Source organism: Streptomyces sp. WP-1 (assembly GCF_030450125.1).
Lineage (GTDB): Bacteria > Actinomycetota > Actinomycetes > Streptomycetales > Streptomycetaceae > Streptomyces > Streptomyces incarnatus.
Genome location: NZ_CP123923.1, coordinates 5746989 through 5762295, shown reverse-complemented (window position 1 = coordinate 5762295; position 15307 = coordinate 5746989). Strand labels below are relative to the sequence as shown.

At 71.5% G+C, this 15307-nt stretch carries 9 protein-coding genes and 1 CRISPR repeat array; of the genes, 7 read left to right on the top strand and 2 right to left on the bottom strand.

Going from position 1 to position 15307, the window contains the following annotated elements:
* Positions 1–140 precede the first annotated feature (140 nt).
* Positions 141–1523, top strand: a complete 1383-nt coding sequence (locus QHG49_RS25390) for a cysteine desulfurase/sulfurtransferase TusA family protein (RefSeq protein WP_301491484.1) — start codon at positions 141–143, stop codon at positions 1521–1523.
* A 98-nt stretch (positions 1524–1621) separates the two neighbouring features.
* Here QHG49_RS25390 and QHG49_RS25385 read toward each other — a convergent pair whose 3' ends face one another.
* Positions 1622–2596 carry a carbohydrate kinase family protein gene (locus QHG49_RS25385; protein WP_145484957.1) on the bottom strand — a complete coding sequence of 325 codons (975 nt, stop codon included), beginning with the start codon at positions 2594–2596 and terminating at the stop codon, positions 1622–1624.
* A gap of 183 nt (positions 2597–2779) precedes the next feature.
* Here QHG49_RS25385 and QHG49_RS25380 point away from each other — a divergent pair, with 183 nt between their 5' ends.
* The 3 genes from QHG49_RS25380 to QHG49_RS25370 all read left to right on the top strand — a co-directional run bounded on the left by QHG49_RS25380 (position 2780) and on the right by QHG49_RS25370 (position 5769).
* Positions 2780–3016: a hypothetical protein gene (locus tag QHG49_RS25380; RefSeq protein ID WP_159700707.1), complete on the top strand. Its 237-nt coding sequence runs from the start codon at positions 2780–2782 to the stop codon at positions 3014–3016.
* 115 nt (positions 3017–3131) lie between these two features.
* On the top strand, positions 3132–4553 hold the full coding sequence (locus tag QHG49_RS25375) for a hypothetical protein (protein WP_301491481.1): 1422 nt from the start codon (positions 3132–3134) through the stop codon (positions 4551–4553).
* A gap of 196 nt (positions 4554–4749) precedes the next feature.
* Positions 4750–5769, top strand: a complete 1020-nt coding sequence (locus QHG49_RS25370; RefSeq protein ID WP_301491480.1) for a DUF4331 family protein — start codon at positions 4750–4752, stop codon at positions 5767–5769.
* Positions 5770–5886: 117 nt separating this feature from the next.
* Here the strand turns inward: QHG49_RS25370 and QHG49_RS25365 are convergent, their stop codons facing one another.
* Positions 5887–6243 carry an iron-sulfur cluster assembly accessory protein gene (locus tag QHG49_RS25365; RefSeq protein ID WP_037652949.1) on the bottom strand — a complete coding sequence of 119 codons (357 nt, stop codon included), beginning with the start codon at positions 6241–6243 and terminating at the stop codon, positions 5887–5889.
* A 276-nt stretch (positions 6244–6519) separates the two neighbouring features.
* Between QHG49_RS25365 and nadA the strand changes: the two genes are divergently transcribed.
* From nadA to casB, 3 genes are all read left to right on the top strand, one after another.
* Complete coding sequence (gene nadA / locus QHG49_RS25360) at positions 6520–7704, top strand: quinolinate synthase NadA (RefSeq protein WP_159700716.1); 1185 nt, start codon at positions 6520–6522, stop codon at positions 7702–7704.
* A 599-nt stretch (positions 7705–8303) separates the two neighbouring features.
* Positions 8304–9064: a CRISPR direct-repeat array (repeat unit 29 nt; unit sequence GTGGTCCCCGCGCCTGCGGGGGTAGTCCC).
* A gap of 593 nt (positions 9065–9657) precedes the next feature.
* Entirely contained in the window at positions 9658–14451 is a 4794-nt protein-coding gene (casA, locus tag QHG49_RS25355; RefSeq protein WP_301491472.1) for a type I-E CRISPR-associated protein Cse1/CasA, read from the top strand.
* The gene (gene casB, locus QHG49_RS25350) at positions 14448–15302 is read left to right on the top strand and encodes a type I-E CRISPR-associated protein Cse2/CasB (RefSeq protein ID WP_301491470.1); all 855 of its coding nucleotides are present in this window, start codon (positions 14448–14450) and stop codon (positions 15300–15302) included. The genes casA and casB overlap by 4 nt, the downstream gene beginning before the upstream one ends.
* Positions 15303–15307 lie beyond the last annotated feature (5 nt).

The window sequence follows — 15307 nt, the reverse complement described above, 5'->3', positions numbered from 1 at the left end:
CCCAATAGCTCGGGTTGTGGGGGTTTGGGGAGCGGGGGCGGGTGTGCTTCGGGCTGGTCGCGCCCCGCGGCGGAGCCGTCGGCGGGCACCGCCCCGCGCCCCTGGTCCGGCCGACGCGACCTGCGCTTTAACGTGGAAGCGTGGCTTACTTCGACGCGGCTTCCGCCGCTCCCCTTCACCCTGTCGCCCGTCAGGCGCTGTTGGCTTCCCTGGACGACGGTTGGGCCGATCCCGCGCGGTTGTACCGGGAGGGGCGCAAGGCGCGGATGCTGCTGGACGCGGCGCGGGAGGCGGCGGCCGAGGCGGTGGGGTGCCGGGCGGACGAGCTGGTCTTCACGCCCTCGGGGACACGGGCCGTACATACGGGTGTCGCGGGGGCGTTGGCCGGAAGGCGGCGGGTGGGACGCCACCTGATCGTGTCAGCGGTCGAACACTCCTCTGTCCTCCATTCGGCGGAGGTGTTCGAGGCGGAGGGCGGCTCGGTGACCCAGGTGCCGGTGCTGCGGACGGGCGCCGTGGCCCCCTCGGACTACGCGGCGGCCCTGCGCTGCGACACCGCGCTCGCCGTGCTCCAGTCGGCCAACCACGAGGTGGGCACCGTCCAGCCGGTGGCCGAGGTGGCCGAGGCCTGCCGGGCGGCCGGGGTGCCGCTGCTGGTGGACGCGGCGCAGTCGCTGGGGTGGGGGCCGGTCGGGGGCGGCTGGTCGCTGCTCGCGGCGAGCGCCCACAAGTGGGGCGGCCCCTCGGGGGTCGGGCTGCTCGTCGTGCGCAAGGGGGTACGGTTCGCCGCCCAAGGCCCGGCGGACGAACGGGAGTCGGGGCGCGCGCCGGGGTTCGAGAACATCCCGGCCGTGGTGGCGGCGGTCGCGTCGCTGCGCGCGGTACGGGCCGAGGCGGCGCGGGAGTCGGTACGGCTGCGGGAGCTGACGGAGCGGATCCGGACGCGGGTACCCCGGCTGGTGCCCGATGTGGAGGTGGTGGGCGACCCGGAGCGGCGGCTGCCGGGGATCGTCACCTTCTCCTGTCTCTATGTCGACGGGGAGACCTTGCTGCACGAGCTGGACCGCGAGGGCTTCGCCGTCTCCTCCGGCTCCTCCTGCACCAGCAGCACCCTGACGCCGAGCCATGTCCTGAAGGCCATGGGTGTGCTCAGCGAGGGCAATGTCCGGGTGTCGCTGCCGCCGGGCACGGCGCAGGAGGACGTGGAACGCTTCCTGGCCGTGCTGCCGGGGGCCGTCGCCGGCGTACGGGACAGGCTGGGCGCCCCCGCGGCCGCCGTCGGCGCGGCGGCCGGGCCGGCCCCCCTGGTCGTGGACGCCCTCGGCAAGCGCTGCCCCGTCCCGGTCATCGAACTGGCCAAGGCGTTCCCCGGCGTCCCCGTGGGCGGCACCGTCCGCGTCCTGTCGGACGACGAGGCGGCCCGCCTGGACATCCCGGCCTGGTGCGAGATGCGGGGACAGGAGTACGTGGGCGAGGAACCGGCGGAGAAGGGAACGGCGTACCTGGTCCGCCGGCTCGGCTGAGGGCCCCCCGGAGGCGGGCGGGGAACCGCGCGGCCGGCCCGCCCGGCCCCGCGCCCGACAACGACGGTCCTGGGTCGGGCGCGTGGCCGACGGATCCGTCAGCGCAGGTACTGACGGACCTCCTCGCCCGCCTCGTCGCCGTACGCCTTCACGAACCGCTCCATGAAGTGGCCGCGGCGCAGCTGGTACTCCTGCGTGCCCACGGTCTCGATGACCAGCGTCGCGAGCATGCAGCCCACCTGCGCCGCCCGCTCCAGCGAGACGCCCCAGGCGAGGCCGGACAGGAAGCCCGCGCGGAAGGCGTCGCCGACACCCGTGGGGTCGGCCTTGCGCTCCTCCTCCGCGCAGCCGACCTCGATCGGGTCCGCGCCGGCCTGCTCGATGCGCACGCCCCGGGAGCCGAGGGTGGTCACCCGGTGGCCGACCTTGGCGAGGATCTCCTCGTCGGTGAGGCCGGTCTTGGTCTGGATGAGGCCCTTCTCGTACTCGTTCGAGAAGAGGTACGTGGCACCCTCCAGCAGGATCCGGATCTCCTCGCCCCCCATGCGGGCGATCTGCTGCGAGAAGTCCGCGGCGAACGGGATCGAGCGGGACCGGCACTCCTCCGTGTGGCGGAGCATCGCCTCGGGGTCGTCGGCGCCGATCAGCACCAGGTCGAGGCCGCCCACCCGGTCGGCGACCGTCTTCAGCTCGATCAGCCGGGCCTCGCTCATCGCGCCCGTGTAGAAGGAGCCGATCTGGTTGTGGTCGGCGTCGGTGGTGCACACGAAGCGCGCGGTGTGCAGGGTGTCGGAGATGCGGACCGACTCGGTGTCGACGCCGTGCCGGTCGAGCCAGGCCCGGTACTCGTCGAAGTCGAAGCCGGCCGCGCCGGCCAGGATCGGCCGGGTGCCGAGCTGGCCCATGCCGAACGCGATGTTCGCGGCGACACCGCCGCGGCGCACGTCGAGGTTGTCGACGAGGAAGGAGAGCGAAACCGTGTGCAGCTGGTCCGCGACGAGCTGGTCGGCGAACCGGCCGGGGAAGGTCATGAGGTGGTCGGTGGCGATGGAGCCGGTGACTGCGATGCGCACGACGGGGATCTCCTGCGGAATAAGAAGGTGCGCGCGATAGCGCTCGTTGGAAGGGCGGCGGTGGGAGACGGGAGGGCCGCGATGACAGTTCACGCTACCCGGTCAGGGATCGGCGCTGTAGTTGACGAAACTACCCGATAGTAGATCTTTCTTCGCGGGCTCGACCATGCCTACGGTTCCCTCATGACGAACCTCAAGGGCTCCTCGTCCGCCGCGTCCGGCACTCCCGTCTCCCCCGCCCCCGGCGATCTGGAGGGCGGCCTCGGCACCCTGCGCGGCGACTGCGCCCGGATGGCCCAGCGCTGGCCGGCGCCCGCGCGCGCCGCGTCCCGCCCGGTGCCGCCGTCCCGCATCCACAGGGTCTCCGTGTCGAAGCGCTCCGTGCGGCTGCTGGAGGGCATGTCCGAGTACGGCGACTGATCCGGCTCACCCGTACGGCGTAGCCCGGGGAACCTCCCGCCCGCCTCCCTCGTCCCATGGTCGTCCCCTCACGCGGGGCACGCGGGAAACGGACGGACCGGCGAGGAGCGATGCGGTGAACACGGAGCTGCCTGAGAACACGGGGGACGCCCCCGAGGTGCCGGACGCGCGGGAGGCGGGGCGGTCCAGGCGGCGCTCGCGTGCCGTCGTCCTCTCCGCCCTGGCCGCCGTCCTGCTGGCCGGCGGCGGTGGCGCGTACGTCGCGGCGAGCGACGGCCCGGGCGGTCGTACGGCCCCCACCGCGGCGGAGTCCACCACTCCCCCGCCGCTCGCCCTGGACGACGGGTCGGACCCCTACGGCGCCCATTACGTGGCGCAGGGCGCGCTGCCGAAGGGCCCCGGCGCGGCGGCGGTGTACGGAGCGGGGGCGGCGGTCCGCGAGGACCAGGTGGTCCGGCTGGCGAAGGCGCTCGGGGTGAGCGGGACGCCGGTGGCCGAGGGGTACGGCTGGCGGATCGGCGGCAAGGACGGTTCGGGGCCTACGCTCCAGGTGAACCGGGACGCGCCGGGCAGCTGGACCTTCAGCCGGTACGCGCCGGGTACCGACGACTGCGGCAAGGGCCCCCTGTGCGCGCCCGGCCCGGTGGGTCCGACCGGGGCGCCGGTGAGCGCGGCGACGGCCGGGAAGGCGGCGGCGCCCGTGCTGCGGGCGGCCGGTCTGGAGGGCGCGCGGACCGATGCCGGCCAGATCATGGGCAAGCAGCGGGTGGTGACCGCCGACCCGGTGGTGGGCGGCCTGCCCACGAGCGGCTGGGCGACCGGGCTGACGATCAGCCGGCAGGGTGAGGTGGTCGGCGGGCGCGGGCTGCTGTCGACGCCGGTGAAGGGGGCGACGTACCCCGTCCTGGACGCGGAGAAGACCCTCGCGCTGATGAACGCGGCGCCGAGGGGCGACCACCGGATGGGCCCCGGGGGCTGTGCGGGCCCGGCGCGGTTCGCGACGCGTCTGGAGGGGCCGTGCGGGCAGGCGTCCCCGGCGTCCTCCGGGACGGTCACCGTGGACAAGGCGGTGTTCGGGCTGGCCGCGCACTCGGTCGGCGGCCGGCAGACCCTGGTGCCGTCCTGGCTGTTCGAGACGCGGGGCTCGGGGACGGTGTCGTACCCGGCGATCGACCCCCGCTACCTTGCCTCCCCGGCACCCTCCACGTCACCGACGACGGGCCCCGGCGGCTCGGTACCGCCGACGGCCGCCCCCCGCGGCTCGGTCAGGATCACCGGCTATACGGCCGACGACCGGAGCCTCACCGTGAGCTTCTACGGCGGCCTGTGCGCCGACTACACGGCGGCGGCCCGGGAGAGCGCCACCCGGGTGACGGTCACGGTCACCGAGCGCCGGCAGGAGGGCAAGATCTGCCCGATGATCGCCAAGGAGTTCACGCGGACCGTACGGCTGAAGGCGCCGGTGGACGGCCGGACGGTGGTCGGCGCGGACGGCGCGCGGATCCCGCAGGCGAAGCCGGGGGCGCTGCGGCCGTAAGCCCTCTCATGGCCGTGGCCCTCTCATGAGGGCCCGCCCCCTGTGCGGTCCCGGCTGCCGTGAGTTCCCGGCTGCCGGTGATCCGTTCGAGCGGTTGTCCGACGGTCGTACCTTCACCCTCGCCGACCGGACCGATGTGACGGCTAGCGTGACATTTCAGCGGTTTTCCGACGGGCGAGCAACGGAAGGGCCCGGCATGTCCAACCACTTCACCGGCCTCAGTCTTGGACCACCACTCGGCGACCAGCGCCTGGATCTGTGCGACCTCTACGCCTTCACGGCGCCCGCCGATCCGAGCAGGACCGTGCTCATCCTCAACGCCAATCCCCGCGCGGATGCCATGCATCCCGACGCCGTGTACCGCCTGAACATCGACAACGACGGCGACTTCCTCACCGACCGCGCCATCAGCTGGGTCTTCGGGCCGCCGGCGGCCGACGGCTCGCAGACCTACAGCGTCTTCATGGCGACCGGCGCGGAGGCCCGCAGGCCCGAGGCGGTCGGCACGAAGATCGTCTCGGACGCCGCCGTCTCCTTCGGCCCGCAGGCCAATGTGGTCACCTTCGGCGAGTACCAGGTGGCCGCCGGCAGCCGCAGCGACGCCTTCTTCTTCGACTTCGACGGAATCAAGAACCTGTTCGACACCAGCGGCAAGCGGAACTTCACCGCGCCGCACCTGGGCGGCGAGTCCCCCTGGACCGGGGTCGATTCCAACGCCACGGCCAACGTGTTCTCCATGGCGATCGAACTGCCGACCGCGGAGCTTGCCGCCCAGTCCGAACTGCACATCTGGGGCCGGTGCAGCGTCCTGCGCGACGGCGAACTCGTCCACGCGGACCGGGCCGGCCACCCGTCGATCAGCAGCTTCTTCAACACCGACGACACGAAGGAGGAGTACAACGCGAGCGAGCCGGCGGGCGACCGGGCCAGATGGACGGACCAGTTCGTCCATCTGCTGGGCCACACCGGCGGTTACTCGCGCGAGGAGGCGATCGCCGCGCTCGACGAGCACGGCATCCTGCCCGACGTGCTGCACTTCGACCCGTCCAGGCCCGCCGTGTACCCGAACGGCCGGACGTTCACGGAGGACGTCATCGACATCCGCGTCGCCTTCCTCACCAAGAACGAGGCGCCGCCCACCGGTCTGTCCCCGCACACCGACACCCTGGACCGGTTCCCGTACCTCGGCGACCCGCACCCGGTGACCGCTCCCTGACGGAGCCCGGTCCGCAGCGGGCACGACGGAGCGCGCGGGTACGACAGAGGCGGCGAGCCCCGCTGGTGGGGGCCGCCGCCTCTGTCGTACCGGCTTCATCGGCTTGAGCGCGATGGCTCAGCTGAAGGAGTCACCGCAGGCGCAGGAGCCGGTCGCGTTCGGGTTGTCGATCGTGAAGCCCTGCTTCTCGATCGTGTCCACGAAGTCGACGGTGGCGCCGCCCAGGTACGGGGCGCTCATGCGGTCGGTGACGACCTTGACGCCGCCGAAGTCCTTCTCCACGTCGCCGTCGAGGGCGCGCTCGTCGAAGAACAGCTGGTACCGCAGGCCCGAGCAGCCGCCGGGCTGGACGGCGACGCGCAGCGCGAGGTCGTCACGGCCTTCCTGGTCGAGCAGGGCCTTGACCTTGGCCGCGGCGGCGTCGGTCAGGATGATGCCGTCGCTGACGGTAGTGGTCTCGTCCGATACGGACATCTACATCTCTCCCGGGTTGTACGGAGACTGCTTGCCGACGAGTGCAACCGGCGCTTCCGCGGATTCATTCCGGGCCGGGCGTCACGTGGTCGCGATTTTGCCTACTGCCCCTTCATGCTCGCATACCCGGGCGAAGGCGCACAGCGGCCCATGGAGGGATCCGGGTCGGCCGGACCGGGATTCACGTCACATGGACACGATGGCCATCGTCAAACTGACGTGAAGCGTTTATGATAGATAGCGTCAGATAGACGAGAAATAGAAAGGGTGCGTGCCGTGACCACCGCCCAGACCCCGGAGCTCGACGTCCAGCCGACTCCGCTCGCCCTGTTGCTGCTCGGCCGCGAGGCCGACCCGAGGAGCGAGCGCGGCGTCGAGTGCCCCGGCGATCTGCCGTCGCCGTCCGACCCCGCCCTGGTCGAGCGCGCCCGCGCCGCCAAGGAGAAGCTCGGCGACAAGGTGTTCGTGCTCGGTCACCATTACCAGCGTGACGAGGTGATCCAGTTCGCCGACGTCACGGGCGACTCCTTCAAGCTGGCCCGGGACGCGGCCGCGCGTCCGGAGGCCGAGTACATCGTCTTCTGCGGTGTGCACTTCATGGCCGAGTCCGCGGACATCCTCACCTCCGCCGACCAGAAGGTCGTCCTGCCGGACCTCGCGGCCGGCTGCTCCATGGCCGACATGGCGACGGCCGAGCAGGTCGCGGAGTGCTGGGACGTGCTGACCGAGGCCGGGATATCCGAGCAGGTCGTGCCGGTGTCGTACATGAACTCCTCGGCCGATATCAAGGCGTTCACCGGCAAGCACGGCGGCACCATCTGCACCTCCTCCAACGCCAAGCGGGCGCTCGACTGGGCGTTCGAGCAGGGCGAGAAGGTGCTCTTCCTGCCCGACCAGCACCTCGGCCGCAACACCGCCGTGCGGGACATGGGGATGTCCCTGGAGGACTGCGTCGTCTACAACCCGCACAAGCCGAACGGCGGCCTGACGGCGGACGAGCTGCGCGCCGCGAAGATGATCCTGTGGCGCGGCCACTGCTCGGTCCACGGCCGCTTCAGCCTGGACTCGGTCAACGATGTGCGCGCCCGCATCCCCGGGGTGAACGTCCTGGTCCACCCGGAGTGCAGGCACGAGGTCGTGGCCGCGGCGGACCACGTCGGCTCGACCGAGTACATCATCAAGGCCCTGGAGGCGGCCCCCGCCGGCTCGAAGTGGGCGATCGGCACGGAACTGAACCTGGTCCGCCGCCTCGCCAACCGCTTCGCCCCCGAGGGCAAGGAGATCGTCTTCCTCGACCGCACGGTCTGCTTCTGCTCCACCATGAACCGCATCGACCTCCCCCACCTGGTCTGGACCCTGGAATCCCTCGCCGAGGGCACCCTGGTCAACCACATCCAGGTCGACGACGAGACCGAGGCGTTCGCGAAGCTGGCGCTGGAACGGATGCTGGCCCTGCCGTAGCCTCCGGCGGTCCGGCGAGCACGACGCCCCATACCCGGTCCCGGTACCGGGTGCGGGGCGTCGTTCGGTGTCGGGGTTCCTGGGTCCGGGTGGCGGAAGCAGTACTCCCTGGGCGGATGCGGGGGCCGGGACCTCAGCCCGCGGTTCACGCGGCACGCTCCAGCCACCTCTCCCCGAGCCGGACTCGCACAGCGGCCTTCCTCTTTGTCGAGGTCTTGTCCAACCGCCGAGAGCCCGACTGCGCCGACCGTGCGCCAAGGCGGTCCGGCACGTGATGCCGCTCGACCGAATTCGACTGCGTCAGCGCTCGGCATGGCTGTACAGGCGCCCAACGCACTGCTGCTACGACCCACGGGTGAACGGGACTGACAGCCGGGCCAGGAACTCCGTTACGGAACACTTGCCGATACCGTTCGGGAGGCGAATTCCGCCAACGGGACGTATTCATAGGATTGTTGAGCACAACCTCCGCCTCCCGCACCAAGCATGCCCAGCATCGACGCAACACCGCACGACCAGCCGGAAGAACCGAAATGTCCCCTTCCCGAGAAGTAAGGAATCCCACCTCCCCACCCCACCAAACCCCCAGCTCAAGAACTGTGGTCCCCGCGCCTGCGGGGGTAGTCCCAGGATCACCGGCCCCCGGGTCTCCGGGCACTGGTGGTCCCCGCGCCTGCGGGGGTAGTCCCAGCGATGCGAACATGTGGTCCTCTCGGCCCGCGTGGTCCCCGCGCCTGCGGGGGTAGTCCCTCCCGGGCGGCGTCGCTGACCTCGATGAGCCAGTGGTCCCCGCGCCTGCGGGGGTAGTCCCCCACCTGGTCAGGGGCCGTCTCCTGGGAAAGGGTGGTCCCCGCGCCTGCGGGGGTAGTCCCAAGCGGGGCCCAGCCGGAGCCATACCGGTCCTGTGGCCCCCGCGCCTGCGGGGGTAGTCCCTGCTCATCGGGCGGCCTCCGTCGTCGCGCCAGGTGGTCCCCGCGCCTGCGGGGGTAGTCCCGGCATCACGGGCACGGCCGCACAGAAGCTCATGTGGTCCCCGCGCCTGCGGGGGTAGTCCCTGCCACCAGGAGGCGACGTGACCGAGACGACGTATGGTCTCCGCGCCTGCGGGGGTAGTCCCGAGCAGCGGCTCGGACTGGACCCGATCGAAGCGTGGTCCCCGCGCCTGCGGGGGTAGTCCCACGGCGTTCCTCGCCGCCGCGGCCCGCCTGGTGTGGTCCCCGCGCCTGCGGGGTGGTCCCTGCCCCCGCCCCGCCAGCGCGGCGACGTGAACGTGGGCCCCGCGCCTGCGGGGGTGATCCCGGCCGACGGCACTGGACGCTCGATGGCGGCGAGTGGCCTCCGCGTCCACCGGGGCGATCCCCCACCGACCCGCAGCTCGTCCCCGCATTCCATGGGGTTGTTCCCGATACCGGAGCCTCAGCCCTAAGCCCTAGCCGGCTCCATGGTCGTCACACCCTGCGGAGGGGGGCGCCCGCCGCCCGTGGCTTCTCGCTCGACGCATGGATGGCTCGCTCGTGCGTTCGCAGGAGGCGGTCGGGCCAGCGTGTCACACACAACGATACCGAGCCGACTTGAGTTCCGGCGCTGGTTTTCAGTTTCGGGGAACGACCGCACACTCTCCCAACTGCCATGTAGCGTAGTGCTGTTGGGTCACAACGTGGCTGTGAACAGGCCGGACTGGTGCGTGCGCGTCGGCAGCCTTGAGCCCGGTTCACCTTGGGCCCAATACGTCGAGACAGGAACGCCCTCGCCTTCCCAGTGGGTACGGAAGAGAACATCAGCTCACCAGCCTCGACCGCATTCGACGGCCGCCGGGCACGCATGCCATACGCACCGCAGGTCAGAGGTGCCGTCGTACGCAGACGCGCTTGCCATTTGCCCAGCTTGCCGCACACCAGCCACGAAACTTGAGCTCTGCGGGCGGTTCCGCCGTTTCACACAGGAAGGGAGAGTATGACCGACGCGGAATCCGGGCCGCCCGGCGTAGAAGTCGTCTTCGCCACCGGCCAGTTGTCCGCCCCCACCCGATCTGCCTGGGCCAAGCACGACCAGAGAGCCGGTGGTTGGCTCCCCCTGTGGCGACACATGGCCGACAGCGCGGCTGTCGCGGGGCGGCTGTGGGAGCAGTGGGTTCCGCGGTCCGTCAAGGAGTTGGTGGCCGACGCGTTGCCCGCAGGGGACGCGGATGCCCGGAAGCTCGTTGTGTTTCTCGCCGGTGTGCACGACGTGGGCAAGGCGACCCCGGCCTTCGCATGTCAGGTCGAGGCCCTGGCCGGGCGGATGCGTGACGAGGGACTCGACATGCCGAGCGACCGCGAGTTCGGGCAGGACCGGCGGATCGCGCCGCACGGGCTGGCCAGCCAGTTGCTGGTGCAGGAGTGGATGGCCGAGCGGTACGGGCTCCGCAGCCGGGTGTCCGGGCAGTTCGCGGTCGTCGTGGGCGGCCACCACGGCACGTACCCCGATCACCCGCGCATCCACGATCTGCAACTGCGTCCTCATCTGATGCGGCACCACGGACCGAGCGAAGCGGTCTGGCGCGGGGTGCAGTTCGAGTTGATGGACCTGTGCGCCGCTTCGGCGGGGGCGGCGGACCGGCTTCCGGAGTGGACCGGGGTCAGGCTGCCCCAGCCGGCACAGATCGCCTTGACGGCCGTCGTGATCCTCTCGGACTGGATCGCGAGTTCGGCCGAGCTGTTCCCCTACGATCCCGAAACCTGGCAGCCCCTTGGCCCCCAGGGCGAGCGGCGCCGGCTCACCGCGGCCTGGGCCGGGCTCGATCTGCCCCGCCCTTGGGCCCCCCGTGAACCGGGAGGAACCGCCGAGGAGTTGCTCCGAAGCCGGTTCCCCGGCCTGGAGAACGCGGTCATCAGGCCGGTCCAGGCCGAGGCCGTGCGGATGGCCCGCAGCATGCCCGCGCCGGGCATGCTGGTGATCGAGGCACCCATGGGCGAGGGCAAGACCGAGGCGGCACTGGCCGCGGCAGAGGTCCTCGCGGCCCGATCGGGCGCCGGTGGAGTGCTCGTGGCGCTGCCCACTCGGGCGACAGGGGACGCCATGTTCCCGCGGGTCCTGGACTGGCTGAAGCACCTGCCCGAGGGGGAAGAAGGCGAAGACGGCCGGCGTTCCGTCGTACTCGCTCACGCCAAAGCCGCTCTCAACCACGTATGGGCGGGACTACTGCGCCAAGGGCGGCGAAACATCGTAGCTGTCGAACTCGACGGCTGCGAGGAAGAAAGAGGAGAGAAGAGCGCTGTCCGGCCGGCCAGGGAGGCCGGATTCCACGCTCATCAGTGGCTGCGGGGGCGCAAGAAGCAGCTGCTGGCCTCCTTCGCCGTAGGGACCATCGACCAAGTCCTGTTCGCCGGGCTGAAAAGCCGGCACCTGGCCCTGCGGCACCTGGCGGTGGCAGGCAAGGTCGTCGTGATCGACGAGGTGCACGCGTACGACGCGTACATGGGGCGGTATCTGGACCGGGTACTGGAGTGGCTGGCGGCGTACCGAGTTCCGGTCGTCCTGCTGTCGGCGACGTTGCCGGCCGACCGCAGGCGCGCGCTGGTGGCCGCGTACTCCGGTTCCTCGGGCTTCGGCTCCCCTGACGGGAGCTCCGCGGCGAGCAGTGACGGCTATCCCCTGATCACCGCCACGGCCCCTGGACACCCGGTCCGTATCGCCTGCCCTCCCGCCGCTTCCGGCAGACACGTCGCGGTGGCCCTGGAGCGGTCGGACGACGACCTGGCCGTGCTGGCCGACCGGCTTGAGCGCGAACTCGCCCAGGGCGGCTGCGCGTTGGTCGTACGCAATACGGTGGACCGGGTGCTGGAAGCCGCGGACGTGCTGCGCGCACGGCTGGGCGAGGACGCGATCACCGTGGCGCACTCCCGCTTCCTCGCCGCCGACCGTGCGGCCCTGGACGCGGACCTGGTACGGCGCTTCGGACCGGACGGCCGGCAACGGCCCCACCGGCATGTCGTGGTCGCCAGCCAGGTGGCTGAACAGTCGCTCGACATCGACTTCGACCTGCTGATCACAGATCTGGCCCCGATCGACCTGCTGTTGCAACGGATGGGCCGCCTGCACCGGCACACTCGGATCCGACCAGCTCACCTGGCACAGGCGCGCTGCCTCGTCACCGGAGTGGACTGGGGGGCGGATCCGCCGCAGCCTGGTGACGGCACTCGTGCGGTCTATCGCAGTGAGTACACCCTGCTGCGTTCGCTGGGCGCGCTCGGTCCGTACCTCGACGGCCGGGCGCTGGGCCTGCCCGGCTCCATCAGCCCATTGGTCCAGGCGGTTTACGGGGACGGGGCGGTCGGTCCGGCCGCGTGGGCGGAGCGGCTCGCTGCTGCTCGTACCGAGCATGACCGGTTACTGGACGAGAAGCGGCACAAGGCCGAGACCTTTCTGCTCGGCCCTGCTCGGCGCGCCGGGCGGCCCGTGTACGGGTGGCTGGAGGCGGCGGCGGGGGATGTGGACGACAGCCCCGCGGGGCGCGCTCAGGTACGCGACAGTGAGGAGACGCTGGAGGTTCTGGTCGTCCAGCGGCAGGCCGACGGTCGTCTGACGACCGTGCCATGGCTCGACGACGGCCCGGACGGCCCGCGGGGTGGTCTGGATCTGCCGGTCGACTTCGTGCCCGGTCGCCGGGCCTGCGAGGCGGTGGCGGCGAGTGCTCTCACGCTGCCGGGCCGTTTCAGCAAGCGCTGGATGATCGACCGAACCATTGCCGAACTTGAGCAATTTCTGGTCCCTGCCTGGCAGGTAAAGGAGTGTCCTTGGCTGGCTGGTGAGCTGATTATCGTTCTGGACCCGGATTGTCAGACCCATCTGGCAGGCTTCGTACTCGCCTACAGCCGCACCGACGGACTGCGGGTCACGTCTGCTGACGCGCCCGCGATCGCACGGAGCGGCGAGGAACGAGCGGCGGGCGGTTCCGGTGAGGAACAAGCGGGGGAAGCGGGCAGCCAGGATGAGCATGGTGAGCGATCGGCCGAGGTGGTCGAGGTGGTGAGCCGGAGGACCATGGCGACGTCGGGGCCGATCTCGTTCGATCTGGTCACCGAGCCGTGGCTCCCGGTGCAGCGCGGGGACGGGACGACCGATGTCGTCTCCATGCTCGGGCTCTTCGAGCAGGCCGACTCCCTGCGGGGACTGGTGGGAGATGTGCCCACCCAGGAGATCGCGATCTTACGGCTGCTCCTCGCGATCCTGTACGACGCTCTGGACGGCCCGGCGGAGGTGGAGGAGTGGGAGGATCTGTGGCTGTCGGCCGACCCCTTTGCCGCCGTTCCCGAATACCTCGCGGCGCACCGGGACCGTTTCGATCTGTTCGCCACGGACCGGCCGTTCTACCAGGTCGCCGGCCTGAGGACCGCGAAGAACGAGATCGCGCCGCTGAGCCGGATCGTCGCGGACGTCCCTGTGGGCGAGCCCCTGTTCTCGATGCGCCGTCCCGGCGTCGACTGTCTGTCGTACGCGGAGGCCGCCCGGTGGCTGGTGCACGCACACGCCTTCGACACCTCCGGGATCAAACCGGCCCTGCTGGGCGACGACCGGGGCAAGGCGGGAAAGGTCTACCCCTTGGGGGTGGGTTCGCTGGGCAGTCTCGGCGGGGTGTTCGCCGAGGGCGCCACACTCCGCGAGACCCTGCTGCTCAACCTGATCGCCCTGCAAGAGGTGGAAGGCTGGGGCGCGGACGGCTCGACCGGCCAGGACATGCCGGTATGGCGCCGCGCGGCTGCCCCCGGCGCCGGACCGCGCGAGGGCAGCGGCGGCGCCGCCCGCCCGCAGGGGCTCCGGGATCTGTACACGTGGCAGTCGCGCCGGATTCGGCTGCACGCGGAGAACGGCGCCGTGACGGGCGTAGTCCTCGGGTACGGCGACCCGCTCACGATGAGCGCTCCCTGGAACACCGAGCCGATGTCCGGTTGGCGGCGTAGTGAGACGCAGGAGAAGAAGCAGGGCCGCGTCCCCGTCTACACGCCGCTCCGGCACCACCCGGACAGAGCGGCCTGGCGGGGGCTTGCCGCTCTGCTCCCGGCCCGTGGACCGGCCCCAGGCGGAGGGAAACGGGGGGAGCCCGAGCGCGAACTGTCCTCCGGCATCGCCCGTTGGTTCACGCACGTGATCACCGCCGCCGAGATCCCCCCGGGAACGCTGGTACGGCTGCGTCTCGTGGGTGCGGCGTACGGCACCCAGCAGTCGGTGGTGGACGAGATCGTGGACGACTCCGTGGTCCTGCCCGTGATCACCCTGCACGAGACGAACCCGGTCTTCGGCGCGGCGGCGGTCGACGCCGTCCGCGACGCGGAGGACGCCGTCAAAGCTCTCGGCGGGCTCGCCGGTGATCTGGCCCGTGCCGCCGGTACGGACCCCGCGACGCCCGTCACCGCCGCCCGTGACCTTGGCTTCGGCACCTTGGACGGACCGTACCGGGCCTGGCTGAAGGGTCTGCTGTCCTTCCCCGACCTGGAGACGGCACGACGCGCATGGCGGACCGCGGTGCGCCGCCATCTGCTCGGACTCGGCCGACAGGTGCTCGACGACAGCGGTCCGGCCGCGGACGAAGGCCGCCTGATCACCGTTCCCGGCGGCGGTACGCGGCTGATGGACGCCGGCCGCGCCGAGCAGCTCTTCCTCATCCGGCTCGACAAGGTGCTGGGTCCGCCCCAGGGGCCGGGCCCCGCGCGTCCGCTTCCTGCGAGCACGGAAGCCGACAGCCACGACCTCACGCGGAGCACATCATGACCACGACCACGGGAACCGCCGGTGCCGACCGTCCCGCGGGACACCGCGAGCAGCACACGCCCTCCCTCGTCCGGACGGCCACCGGGCGCACGGTGAGCCGTCTTCAGGGCGGCTACCGCAAGGACAGCCCGGCGGCCGTGGCCGCCGTGGCACGGTTGCGACGCGAGGTCGGCCGGGACGTCCACGCCTCGCCCACCAACTGGGGGCTCGACCATGTGGAAGCGCTCACCGAGCTCCGGGAGCGCAGGAGCGCGGAGGGCGAGGACCCCACGCGTCACCTGGTGGCGGGAGGACAGCGGCAGCAGGAGGCGCGCGAGGACCGTGAGGACCGCGCGGTCCATCTCGCCGTGACGCTCTGGGCGTTGCACCAGCAGTCGTTGCGGGACGAGCCGATGCACGTCCCGGGCTGGTCGCTGGGTCGGTCCGTACGGCGACTGGCCGAGGCGAAGTCCTCGGGACCCGGCCTCCCCGCGCAGCGGACCGGAGACGAGGAGGCGCCGGAGAGCACCGGGTACACCCCGGTCGAGGACGTGAGTGCCGCCCTGCGCAAGCGGTTCGTACGGATCGGGACGTCGTCCGATCTGGAGACGCTGGGCCGCCGGCTGCGCGAGATGGTGCTGCTGCTGCGCGGCGCCCGCATTCCACTGGACTACGGCGACCTCGCCGACCAGATCTACCGCTGGCAGTACGAGACGGGCCGGGTCGAGGTCAGGCGTCGCTGGGGCCGGGACTTCCACCGAGTGCATCGGAGCGGCCGACGGGAGGAGGACGGCACCGGACCGGGCGACGACACGGGTTCGCCCGCCGACTCCTCCACCTCCGCCGCCTTCCCGGCCGTGGACGCGGACTGACCGCC

What these genes read in the sequence shown, in the direction of transcription:
- casA (WP_301491472.1), top strand. Translation starts at nt 9,658, where the DNA reads ATGACCGACGCGGAATCCGGGCCGCCCGGCGTAGAAGTCGTCTTCGCC.
- QHG49_RS25370 (WP_301491480.1), top strand. Translation starts at nt 4,750, where the DNA reads ATGTCCAACCACTTCACCGGCCTCAGTCTTGGACCACCACTCGGCGAC.
- casB (WP_301491470.1), top strand. Translation starts at nt 14,448, where the DNA reads ATGACCACGACCACGGGAACCGCCGGTGCCGACCGTCCCGCGGGACAC.
- QHG49_RS25365 (WP_037652949.1), bottom strand. Translation starts at nt 6,243, where the DNA reads ATGTCCGTATCGGACGAGACCACTACCGTCAGCGACGGCATCATCCTG.
- QHG49_RS25380 (WP_159700707.1), top strand. Translation starts at nt 2,780, where the DNA reads ATGACGAACCTCAAGGGCTCCTCGTCCGCCGCGTCCGGCACTCCCGTC.